The sequence below is a fragment of the Acidimicrobiia bacterium genome (assembly GCA_035471805.1).
Classification (GTDB): Bacteria; Actinomycetota; Acidimicrobiia; order Spongiisociales; family JAHEDJ01; genus JAHEDJ01.
The window spans coordinates 76726-87784 of the sequence record DATIPS010000040.1 but is presented as its reverse complement, the minus strand read 5'-3'; the positions used below and the strand labels follow the sequence as shown (position 1 = coordinate 87784).

General features: G+C 63.7%; 14 protein-coding genes and 1 tRNA gene. 6 read left to right on the top strand and 9 right to left on the bottom strand.

What is annotated here, in order from left to right; translation table 11 throughout:
• The first annotated feature begins 194 nt into the window (after positions 1-194).
• Positions 195-1277, top strand: coding sequence for a site-specific integrase (locus VLT15_08780; protein HSR45309.1), 1083 nt, complete (start codon positions 195-197; stop codon positions 1275-1277).
• Positions 1278-1372: 95 nt separating this feature from the next.
• On the opposite strand, the gene VLT15_08775 is transcribed toward VLT15_08780, so the two are convergent.
• The 8 genes from VLT15_08775 to plsY all read right to left on the bottom strand — a co-directional run bounded on the left by VLT15_08775 (position 1373) and on the right by plsY (position 6253).
• Positions 1373-1446: transfer RNA gene (locus VLT15_08775), tRNA-Ala, on the bottom strand.
• 46 nt (positions 1447-1492) lie between these two features.
• Entirely contained in the window at positions 1493-2122 is a 630-nt protein-coding gene (locus tag VLT15_08770; GenBank protein ID HSR45308.1) for a haloacid dehalogenase, read from the bottom strand.
• Between the two features lie 9 nt (positions 2123-2131).
• Complete coding sequence (locus VLT15_08765; protein ID HSR45307.1) at positions 2132-2572, bottom strand: hypothetical protein; 441 nt, start codon at positions 2570-2572, stop codon at positions 2132-2134.
• Positions 2573-2676: 104 nt separating this feature from the next.
• Positions 2677-3165 carry a MogA/MoaB family molybdenum cofactor biosynthesis protein gene (locus VLT15_08760; GenBank protein HSR45306.1) on the bottom strand — a complete coding sequence of 163 codons (489 nt, stop codon included), beginning with the start codon at positions 3163-3165 and terminating at the stop codon, positions 2677-2679.
• On the bottom strand, positions 3162-3632 hold the full coding sequence (moaC, locus tag VLT15_08755) for a cyclic pyranopterin monophosphate synthase MoaC (protein ID HSR45305.1): 471 nt from the start codon (positions 3630-3632) through the stop codon (positions 3162-3164). The genes VLT15_08760 and moaC overlap by 4 nt, the downstream gene beginning before the upstream one ends.
• Entirely contained in the window at positions 3622-4857 is a 1236-nt protein-coding gene (gene glp / locus VLT15_08750; protein ID HSR45304.1) for a gephyrin-like molybdotransferase Glp, read from the bottom strand. Before glp ends, moaC begins: the two co-directional genes overlap by 11 nt.
• Positions 4854-5672 (bottom strand): sugar phosphate nucleotidyltransferase, encoded by an 819-nt coding sequence (locus VLT15_08745; protein ID HSR45303.1) that lies wholly within the window; start codon positions 5670-5672, stop codon positions 4854-4856. The genes glp and VLT15_08745 overlap by 4 nt, the downstream gene beginning before the upstream one ends.
• On the bottom strand, positions 5669-6253 hold the full coding sequence (gene plsY, locus VLT15_08740) for a glycerol-3-phosphate 1-O-acyltransferase PlsY (protein ID HSR45302.1): 585 nt from the start codon (positions 6251-6253) through the stop codon (positions 5669-5671). The genes VLT15_08745 and plsY overlap by 4 nt, the downstream gene beginning before the upstream one ends.
• Positions 6254-6363: 110 nt before the next feature.
• Here plsY and VLT15_08735 point away from each other — a divergent pair, with 110 nt between their 5' ends.
• The 5 genes from VLT15_08735 (at position 6364) to VLT15_08715 (ending at position 9364) form a co-directional block, all read left to right on the top strand.
• Complete coding sequence (locus VLT15_08735) at positions 6364-6561, top strand: FmdB family zinc ribbon protein (GenBank protein ID HSR45301.1); 198 nt, start codon at positions 6364-6366, stop codon at positions 6559-6561.
• 3 nt (positions 6562-6564) lie between these two features.
• On the top strand, positions 6565-7341 hold the full coding sequence (locus tag VLT15_08730; GenBank protein ID HSR45300.1) for an S-methyl-5'-thioadenosine phosphorylase: 777 nt from the start codon (positions 6565-6567) through the stop codon (positions 7339-7341).
• Positions 7338-7979: a pyridoxamine 5'-phosphate oxidase family protein gene (locus tag VLT15_08725; GenBank protein HSR45299.1), complete on the top strand. Its 642-nt coding sequence runs from the start codon at positions 7338-7340 to the stop codon at positions 7977-7979. Before VLT15_08730 ends, VLT15_08725 begins: the two co-directional genes overlap by 4 nt.
• Positions 7980-8043: 64 nt before the next feature.
• Positions 8044-8568 (top strand): SAF domain-containing protein, encoded by a 525-nt coding sequence (locus VLT15_08720; GenBank protein HSR45298.1) that lies wholly within the window; start codon positions 8044-8046, stop codon positions 8566-8568.
• A gap of 37 nt (positions 8569-8605) precedes the next feature.
• Entirely contained in the window at positions 8606-9364 is a 759-nt protein-coding gene (locus VLT15_08715) for an undecaprenyl-diphosphate phosphatase (GenBank protein ID HSR45297.1), read from the top strand.
• Positions 9365-9396: 32 nt separating this feature from the next.
• Here the strand turns inward: VLT15_08715 and VLT15_08710 are convergent, their stop codons facing one another.
• The gene (locus VLT15_08710; GenBank protein ID HSR45296.1) at positions 9397-11022 is read right to left on the bottom strand and encodes a thiamine pyrophosphate-binding protein; all 1626 of its coding nucleotides are present in this window, start codon (positions 11020-11022) and stop codon (positions 9397-9399) included.
• Between the last annotated feature and the right edge of the window lie 37 nt (positions 11023-11059).

The following is an 11059-nucleotide window of genomic DNA, read 5'->3' as shown; positions in this document are numbered from 1 at the left end:
CTGCTGGAGGGACAGACCGTTACTTCCACACACCCGCCGCCGAAGAAGCCCTTAATGTCACAGGTGTCAAGTAGATGTCATACCGAAAAAGACACCGGGTGACCCGGAGGTGTCAGCGTGTTCACCCCCCTATAGGGGGTGACACCTGACATCGACACCTGACACAGACGGGGAATAGAGACGAAGGGAACACGATGGCAAGCATCGATGTCGAATACACGAAAGGCGGCGAAAAGCGGTACGTCGTCCACTACAGAGACCCTGAGGGCAAGAGCCGAGAGAAGTGGGAGAAGCGGAAGGTCGACGCCGAGAAGTTCGCACGCAACATCGCAACGGACATCGATCGAGGCGCATACATAGACCCACGGTCCGGGCGAATCAGTGTCGCAACCTGGTTGGCGGAGGTCGAGTCTGCGAAGGCATCCAGGCAGGAGGCAACTGTCGCCCGAGACCGATCCCTCATCGATACCCATATTCTCCCGGCCTTTGGGAACAGGCAACTCGCCTCAGTCAAACCCGTCGAGGTCCGCCGGTGGGTGTCCGAGCTTTCTGCGACTGGGCTAGCCGCCGATACGGTTCGGAAGTGCCATCGGCTCCTGGCGAACGCCTTTGAAGTGGCTGTGGGTGATGGTCTTCTTGTCCGGTCCCCTGCGACGGGAACGAGCCTGCCGAAGCCAACACGCAGCGAAATCCGGGTTATCGATCTCGATCAGATTGCTGTTCTCGCTGCTGCCATTGCTCCTCGATACCGAGCACTGGTGTTGGGGGCGGCCTTCACCGGCCTCCGCTTTGGTGAGCTAGCTGCGCTCCGGGTCGGGCGTCTCGATATGTTGCGACGGAATCTGCGAGTCGAGGAAGCGGTCAACGAGGTCGAGGGACGGCTTGTCTTCGGTGCTCCCAAGACTGCGTCTTCCATCCGCAATGTTTCGATGCCGAAGGCATTGGTCGACGAACTGGCGCTTCACATGTCGGAGTTCCCGCCGAGCGATGATGGACTGGTATTCACCGCACCCTCCGGGGGTCCACTCCGCCGGAACAACTTCCGCCGTAGGGTGTGGCTTCCGGCTGTCGAAGAGTCTGTTGGTCCGCCGCTCCGCTTCCACGACCTGAGGCACAGTCATGCAGCCGTCCTGATCGCAACCGGTCAGCACCCGAAACTCATTCAGACTCGACTCGGACACAGTTCGATCAGAACGACTCTCGACATCTACGGTCACCTTTTCGACGGCATTGACCGAGCGGCTGCGGACGCTATCGACGAGGCGTTGACCGCATGAGGTGTGGGGTTCCTGTGGGGCTGGAGGCGAAACCGGGCGAGGCGGCAGTCTCCCAAACAGCAGAAAGCCCCAGTGTTTGCTGGGGCTTTCCTGGGTGGAGGTGATCGGATTTGAACCGACGACTTCTTCCGTGCGAGGGAAGCGCTCTGCCGGGCTGAGCTACACCCCCAGATGGGGCCAGCATGTTACCCCACCGGCATCACGTGCCAAGCCGGTCAAGAATCCAGATGTCGCTGCAGTTCTGACCGCAGACGTTCTTGCACGACCGTGGTGGTCAGATCGGCTCGACTCCGTTCGATCAAGGCTCGTGCCACGTCGGTAGTCCTGCGCAGGCCCCCGGTCATACCGTCCGGGTAGTCAAGCGAAGCCAGCAGGTCGAGCACCTCGACCATGGCAGCCAGCATCTCTTCAGCCGCCTCGATCTCGCCCTGCCTGAGCAAGTCGAGCAACCGGCGGCGCAGCTCGCCGACCGCCTCACCGAGGCCGTTGAGATAGGGAGCCGCTTCCACACCTATCTCGGCCGGCAAGGGAAGCCTCGCACCCTGGGACAATGCAGCCGTGAGCCGGGCCTCCGCGTACTCCTTGGCCGCATCCGAAACGAAACCGGCATGCAATACGTCGGGATGATTCAGACATGCTTGTCGTGATTTCTCCAGCAGCTCCGCTGCTTGGTCCATCAACTCTTCGGCACGTTCGATCTCACCGCGATGAAGTGCCCGGATTGCGTTTGCCGAGGTCCTGATCAGAGTTCGACTCGAAGTCAGCGCGACTTCGCGGGCGGCGAACTTCCCGTCGAGTTCTGCGCGAGCGGCCGACTCAACTTCGTCGAGTCCGGGAACCGCCATGACCGCGGGTTAGCCGGAGGCCAGGATGTGTACGTCAGGAGTGGACGGCATTTCCTTCACACCGTCACTCACCGGGCGGACCGCTGTTACCAGCGCCAGTTCGTTCCGCCGGTGCCTCAGCTGAACCAGCATGGCGACGTACCAGGCAACTACCGCATCGATCACCACATGGGTGATGAGCATGGAGGGAGCGGACAGCCAGATGGCTACCACAAGGCTGAGGATGGCCGCGCCGAAGAGGGCGAAGAGAACGCGGCGTCGGCGCGCCAGAACCCGGTTCCGCGCGACTACGGCAGGCCCGCCCGGTGTCTGAACAGAGGCGACCCGGGTGGTCCAACGATTGAACTCTTGGGTCGTCGTCAGAGGTGCGCTCTTTCGCGAGCCGATGACCTCCGGTAGGAGGAAAGCTCCCCAGGCGGCAACGACGACAAGAATGACTGCCCATGCCATAGAGTGAATCTCCGCTCTTTGGGCGCGAAGAGTAGCCATATTGCTCTGGAGCCACAAGTAGGCAGGATTATCGCGATCTTAGTTTTCCGACCGATCCGCTCTTGTCAGGGAGGTGTCGGGCCGTGATCCGTTTCGTCGGATCGAAGGAGTGCGAGACCGTGCGACAGAGCCGGGCCGATCACACGCAGCGATTCCTCGACTCCCCGGACCGACCCGGGCAAGTTGATGATCAGGGTCGCTCCACACATGCCCGCTTCACCGCGCGACAGCATCCCATGCGGATTGGTACCGAAAGTCGCCGAACGCATCGCTTCGACGAGGCCGGGAGCCGGCCGATCAATGACCAGACGCGTCGCCTCCGGCGTCACATCCCTGGGAGCGAAGCCGGTTCCTCCCGTAGTTACGACCAAGGGCACGCCCTCGGCCACCGCGGCGCGCAGGAAATCCGCCACCGATTCAATCCCATCGGGGACAACCCGGACCGAAGCCGAGAAGCCCAGACCCTCGAGCAAGGCTGCAGCAGCAGGTCCCGAGACATCGATGGCTTCCCCGGCGCTTACCCGATCGCTGACCGTGAGAACCACTGCCCTCATCGATTCCACTCCCCGCTCTTGCCGCCCGACTTGTGCAGCAAGCGCGTGGCAGTCACCTGGGCACCCCGTTCAACCCCCTTGACCATGTCATAGACGGTCAGCGCCGCGACAGAGGCGGCCACCATGGCTTCCATTTCCACACCCGTCCGGTCCACCGTCTCGACAGTGGCCACGATCCTGGCTCCAACCGGATCCGGATCGATCTCGATAGTCGCGTGAGAGATCCGAAGCGGATGACAAAGTGGTATCAAACCGGCCGTCCGTTTGGCGGCCATGAGGCCGGCCACGCGGGCAACCGCCACCGCGTCCCCTTTTGCGAGGTTCCCCGAAAACATCAGATCCCTGGTCTCTGCCGTCATCTCGACGAAAGCCTCGACAACGGCAACGCGGGCCGTCTCGACCTTCCCGCCGACGTCAACCATCCTTGCCCGGCCCTCTTCGTCGAAGTGAGTGAGATCATCCGGCATTCGTTACCTCTTCCTCGCTGCGGGTTTCCGGCCACCGGAACATCTCCAGATCCACCCGGCTGCCGGCCGCGACACCGGAGGTCCCAACCGGCACAACCGCGAACGCATTGGCATTCGCCAGAGCGGTGAGTTGGTTCGATGCCTGGCCGTCCGCCGGCCTGGCAGTCCATTTGTCGCCTTTCAGTTCGGCCACCACCCGCAAGAACACCGTCTTCTCCGGGTCCGTCTGAACGTCCGCTTCCAGTACTGCTGCAATGCGGGGCCGGAACAGTGCTTTCGCTCCCATCATCTTCAGCAGCGCGGGACGGGCGAACTGCTCGAACGCCACCACGACCGACACCGGGTTTCCCGGCAGGCCGAAGAACGGCGTGCCGCCCACGTTGCCGAACGCGAACGGCTTGGCCGGCTTGATGGCGACCCGCCAGATGTTGACATCACCGGCCTCGGAGACGATTCCTTTGACCAGGTCGTACTCGCCCATCGAGACTCCGCCTGAAGTGAGCAGAACATCGGCCTCCACCGCTCCCCGTGCGACCGCCGCCCGCAAAGCGGCCGCGTCGTCGCCGACGATGCCGAGATCGATAGTCTCGACGCCCAGTTCATCGAGCAATGCCAGAAGCTGCGGGCGGTTGCTGTCGTGGATCTGACCGGGCAGCAGCGGCGCCTCCGCCGGCACCACCTCGTCTCCGGTCGACAGGACGGCCGCCACCGGACGCCGATGAACCCTCGGTTCGAAGACACCGATCGAGGCCAGCACACCGAGATGGTGAGGCGTAAGTCGGGTTCCGGCCGCAAACACCACCGACCCGGCGGCCAGATCCCCGCCGGCCGCCCTGACATTCTCGCCATCCAGAACACCGTCCAGGATGCGCACCGAACCGCTCTCCTCGGCGGTGTCCTCGACCCTGACGACCGCAGTCGCTCCCGCGGGCATAGGTGCTCCCGTCATGATCTTTACCGCCGTACCGGAAGTCACCGTCCAAGCCGCGACGTGCCCGGCGGCTACATCCTCTATCACCTTCAGTTCCGCGGGGGCGGGTTGCGTGTCCTTCGCGCGAACCGCGTATCCGTCCATGGCCGAGTTGGCGAAGGGGGGAACATCGTGGGGGGCCACCACATCTTCGGCCAGAACCAGGCCGAGGGCCCGGGAGACCGGCACCGACATGCTCCCGAGTTGACGGACACTGCCGAGCACTTCACGTTGCACATCGACGAGTCGCCTCATCGCAGTTCCTCGAGCGAACGGAGGAACTCCGTCAGGCCATCTCGAAACTCGGGCCGGTTCAGCCCGAGAACCACAGCAGCCTCGAGCAGGCCGAGCGGGACCCCGATGTCCAAGAGATCACTGTCACCGACAACACCACGGCATCGTCCCCGACGGGCCACGAAGTCGATCGCGTCGGTCAACTGGATCTCTCCCCCGTATCCCGGCTCGAGGCCGGCAAGCGCCTCCAGGATGTCCGGAGTGAACAGATACCGGCCGACCAGGCCAAGGTTCGACGGAGCCTTCGCGATCCCCGGCTTCTCAACGGCGCCGAGCACTTCGAGTTCCGACCCTCGCCGCTCGCCCGGTATCGCAACACCGTACCGGTCGAGCATGTGCTCGCCGACTTCGCGCAGCGCCACCACGGACCCTCCATCAGAGGCGGCTGCCAGCGACGGCAGAACATCGGCGCCCGGCCTGACGATGTTGTCGGCCAGAAGACAGAAGAACGAACGGTCGCCGATCGATTCACGGGCGGTCAACACTGCGTGGCCCAAACCACCAGGTTCCTCTTGAATCACGATTCTGACCTGCAGATCCTCGAGACCGGGCAGAGGCTCACCGACGGTGAAGTGATCTCGAATCAGCGAACCGGCGTCCAGGTCGACCACGAAAACGACTTCGGTGACACCGGCACGCACCGCTTCCTCGGCGACGTGTTGCACGGCTGGTCGGTCCACGACGGGCAAAAGGGCCTTGGGAACGACGCGCGTCGCCGGACGCATCCGCGTGCCCAGTCCGGCTGCCGGAACGACCGCCAACTCGGGCCCCGTCACGGCATGACCTTGTGTTCACCGGAGCCAAACAACCTGGCGATGTTGCCGCGATGCCGGTACAAGACCAGGACCAGCGCGGCCGCCAGCCAGGACACTGCACCCCAACCGATACCTTCGATCCGGGCGGCGGGCAGGGCCAGGACCAGCGCAGCCATCGAACCGATGGACGCCACCTTCGTCGCGGCCACGAGCAGAATCCAGAGGAGGATCAGAACGAGCGCCGACCTAGGGATGAGCCACAACAACAGCCCTGCTGCCGTCGCAACCCCTTTCCCGCCTTTGAAGTGATGAAACACGGGATAACAGTGGCCCACGATGGCGAAGAAGCCACCGGCCGCGGCTCCGGCTTCCCCGGCGACGAGAAAACCCATCGCGGCGGCGATGACCCCCTTCAAGACGTCGCCCAGCAAAGTCATGGCCGCCGCCCCCTTGCCCATCGTGCGCAGGACGTTGGACGTGCCGGGATTGCCGCTGCCGACGTCGTAGATGTCGAGGCCGCGCGCTCTCGCCACCACGACTGCGAAGTCGAGGCTTCCGACCAGGTAGGCGGCCGCCATCACGACGGGAACGGCGAGATCCATCCCCGGGAGTCTAGAAGCGATAGCGCTTTCGGCCGCCGGCGAGCGGCCTTGACGTTTGTCGCCGCGCAGTTGATATCATTCCGTGCTCACTCTTTCCGCCGAGGACCGACATGCCTAGATATGAATACTCCTGCAAAAAGTGCGGTGAGCGACTGGAAGTCATGCAGTCGTTCTCGGACAAGCCGCTCAAGAAGCACAAGGTGTGCGGTGGCGAACTGCAGAAGGTATTCCATCCGGCCGGCTTGATCTTCAAGGGATCGGGTTTCTACGTGACCGACTCTCGATCCTCACAAAGCACCGAAGACTGACCGATGATCGGGGTCTTCGGCGGTAGCGGTTTCTACCAACTACTCACCGAGGCGCGCTCGGAAGATCTCACCACGCCCTACGGCCCGCCGTCCTCTCCGCCGATGGTCGGCTCGGTCGAAGGCACAGAAGTGGCATTCATCGCCCGTCACGGCACCAACCACGAGTTCCCTCCCCACCTCATCCCGTACCGGGCGAACCTGTGGGCCATGCGCGAACTGGGCGTCGGCCGAATCATCGCTCCGACGGCGGTCGGTTCGATCTACTCCGCGTACGCGCCAGGAGAGTTCGTGATCCCCGATCAACTCGTCGACCGCACTTGGGGTCGGGCTCACACGTTCTTCGAGGGTCCGGAAACACACCACATACCTTTCGCCGATCCCTACTGCCCCGACCTTCGTTCCAAAGCCGCCGCCGCGGTACGGGCGACGGTGGGAGTCGTTCACGAAGGAGGAACCACCGTCGTTGTGCAGGGTCCGAGGTTCTCAACCCGGGCAGAAAGCACCGCTTTCGCTGATTCTGGATGGCACCTGCTCAACATGACTCAGCTGCCCGAGGCCGCCCTCGCTCGAGAACTGGGTATCTGTTATGCCAACATCGCCGTGGTGACCGACTACGACGTAGGCGTTCCGGGCGAGGTTCCGCCCGTTACACACGAAGAGGTTCTGGAACGTTTCGCAGAGGCACTCGACACACTGCGCACCATTCTGTTCAGGCTGGTTCCGGAGGCGGACGGGCCGCGTTCACTCCCCTGCGATTGCGCGGCAGGAGCACCGGCATGACCGCGCCGTCGGATCGCAGCAGAATCCGCCGTCTACCCGATCGAGGGTCCTACGACCAGGAAACCATCTACGAGATCCTCGACGAAGCCCTCATCTGCCATGTCGGGTTCGTCGATGAGACTGGACTCCCTGTGGTGATCCCGACCATCCACGCACGGGTGGGGAACGTTCTGTATCTCCACGGTTCTCCGGCCAGCCGCATGCTTCGGACCCTTCGCGCCGGGCGGCAGGTATCGGTGGCAGCCACCATCCTCGACGGCCTGGTCCTCGCCAAGTCCCAGTTTCATCATTCGATGAACTACCGATCTGTCGTCGTCTTCGGGTCGGCCAGGGAAGTCAAAGACGAACAGGAGAAGGCTTCGGCCTTCCGGGCGATCGTCGAGCACCTGGTTCCGGGCCGGTCGGAAGGGTCACGTCCCGCCAACGACAAGGAAGTCAAGGCGACCGCCGTGGCTGCCATCGACATCGAAGAAGCCTCAGCCAAGCAGCGTTCGGGCCCACCGGTCGACGACGACGACGACATCGACCTGCCCTACTGGGCCGGAGTGATTCCGCTTGCGCTGGAACCCGGAGAACCTGCGTCGATCGGAACCACGCCGCTCCCCGACCACGTGAGTGAGTGGAAGTCGCGCCGCTAGGGAAGCGGCGACCAACCCGAAACGACCCCCTTCCAAACACAGCCTGCACGAGATACGTTCGACTGTGTACTGGTTTCGCCGCCCACCCTATCTCCGCTGGATGGCGGCGGCGGTCATCGTCGCCGGAGCTCTGTGGATGGACCTGCGCGGTACTCCCACGGAGCTGCGGCCCTTCGCCCGCGCCTCGATCGAGGCGGGAACGAGGATCGACGACGACCTGATCGAATTCCGGGACGTACCGGTCGGCCTCCTTCCGGAGGTCACTCCCGGCGGGTTCGCAATCACCGCGATCGGGGCCGGTGAGCCCCTGACCCCCGCATTGCTGACCGACAATGGTCCACTTCCCGATGGATGGTGGGCGCTCGAGATGGACGTACCCGACGGGGCCGTACCGGGAACCGAACTGCGACTGGTCGTAGAGGGTTCCGGCACCGTGATTCCCGCAGTCGTCGTGGCGGCCGCATCCGCGGTCCGGCCGGGCGGCTGGACCGACGAATCTGCGATGGTCGCCATCCCGGCGGAGACGGCGACAACGGTCGCCGCCGCCGTCTCGCATGCCGGTGTGAGCGTCCTGATAGTCGAGTGGTAGCCGCCGGGCAGGCAGCTCACGGCTATGCTCCGGATCCGTGTTTGAAGCAGTCCTATGGGGTCTCGTTCAAGGGTTGACCGAGTTCCTCCCAATCTCATCGAGCGGACATCTCGTGCTCGTCCCTGCTTTTGTCGGTGTCGAACAACCAGACCTGGCAACCTCGGCAGTTCTTCATCTCGGGACACTGGCGGCAGTTGTCGCCTTTTACCGCCACGACCTGATCGAGCTCCTCCGTTTCCGAACGGAACCGGCTGCCCGCCGGATTCTCGGTTTGCTCGCCCTCGGGACGATCCCGGCCGTCATCGGCGTATTCGTAGAAGACCAGATCGGATCACTCCAGGAGGACACCATGGCCGTAGCCATCGCACTCCTGGTGACGGGCGCGGTTCTTTTCATCTCCGGTCGGTTCATGAGCGGCCGTCTCGAACTCGATCAGTTACCGCTCAAGAACGGGTTTCTCGTCGGGATCGCCCAGGCCGTTGCGCTCATCCCGGGCATCTCACGTTCGGGAATGACCATCACCGCCGGCCTGGCCGGAAAGCTGGAGCCTTCCCAGGCCGCCCGATTCTCTTTCTTGCTCGCGATACCCGCCATCGCCGGAGCAGGAGCCCAGCAGAGCCTCCAACTCGCCGGCAACGGAGGCTTCGGGGCCGAGGTGTGGGTGGGAATGGTGGTCGCCGCCGTTTCCGGGTACATGGCAATCGCAGTGTTGCTCCGCGCGCTCAACCGGTTCGGCCTTCGCCCGTTCGCTCTGTATTGCCTGATCGTCGGAGTGGTCGCGCTGGTCGTGCTCTAGGACTCGACAACGGCCGTAGCCGTCTGCGCCGCTCACTGGCTGTAGTTCGAACTCATCCTCATCGTCTCGGCGATGTGCACGTTGACCAGAGCGGGTTTGCCGGAAGCCCTGGCCCTCTCGAGGGCCGGGACCAGATCGGCCGAGTCCTCTACGAACTCGCCGTGACCGCCGAGCCCCTCCACCATGGCGTGATACGGGCGGATACCGAGGTCGGTCGCCACCATACGGTCGGGATAGAACATCCGGTGGAACGTCTTGATGTTGTTCCAGACACCGTCGTTTCCGACCACGCCGATTATCGGCAGACCCAGCCGAACCATCGAGTCGTATTCCATCCCGTTGAATGCGAACGCTCCGTCGCCGTAAACGATGCCCACCAGCTTGTCCGGAAACGCCACTTTCGCCGCTATCGCGAACGGGGCGCCGGTTCCGAGCGTGCCGAACGAACCCGCGTCGAGTAGGTGACCCTGGTGGGAAACCTGGAGCCAGCGGGCAGTCGTCGACACGATGTCACCGCCGTCCACCGCCACGATCGAGTCCGTGCCGAAGAAACTCGCAACGTCCCTGGCGAAACGCTGCGGGTGAACGGGCGAACCATCCGCCGACGCCTCAACCGCGGCTGCCTCACTCCGCGCCGATTCGGCGGTGAGGATCTCCTGAGTCCACTCCCGCCCGGACGTGTTGAAGCGGTCGGCCGAGTCGGCGATCTGCCGGATCACCTCCGCCGGATCGGCTACCACACCCAGGTGGGCGGGTCGGTTCCATCCAATCTTCGTTGCGTCCGCGTCGATCTGGACGACGGTGGCATCCGGCGAGATCTTGCGACCGTAACCGGTTCGGAAATCCCAGTCGACACCCAGCGCCAGCACAACATCCGTCCCGGCGAACGCCGACGAACGAGTGTGGTTGCCGAGTAGACGATGGCCGAATGGAAGAGAGCCGCGTGCACGGGAATTGAGGTAGGTCGGAGCATCCAGTGCCTCGGCGACAACAACCAGCGCCTCCGCCGCCCCCCTGAGCCCGGCGCCCGCAAAGATCATCGGACGATCTGCGCCGGCGAGTATCTCGACGATCCGATCGACCACCGAAGCTGCGGCACCTTGCGGGAGGTCGGCTCGATACTGTTGGGGCCAGATGATCGAATCCTCGTCGACCATATCGAACTGCAGGTCCATGGGCACGTCCAGGAACACGGGCCCGCCGCGCCCGGCGAAGGCGGCGCGACTCACCGTTGCCACATAGTCGGCAAGTCGGTCCGTCTGCCAGGCCGTTCCCGCCCATTTCGTGATCGAACCGAACATCCGGGGGTGGTCCATCTCCTGCAACCCGCCCATCAGTTCCTGCCGCAGGAGGTGACGTCCCCCGATCAGCAACATCGGTGTCCCGGCGTAGAAGGCATTGGCAACGCCCGTCACCGCATCGGTTACGCCGGGTCCCGCGGTGACCGCCGCAACTCCCAGCTTCCCGGTGAGCCGACCATACGCCTCGGCAGCATGGGCCACTGCCTGTTCGTGGCGCAGATCAACGATTCGAATGTCCTCCTGGACACAACCATCGAGGATCGGAACGATGTGCCCGCCGGTCAGGGTGAAGAGCGTGTCCACGCCCTCGTTCTTGAGTGCACGGGCAATGATCTGCCCACCATGAAGCTTTGCCATGCCAGGCACAGTATCACCATCCGACCGGCCGCAATGT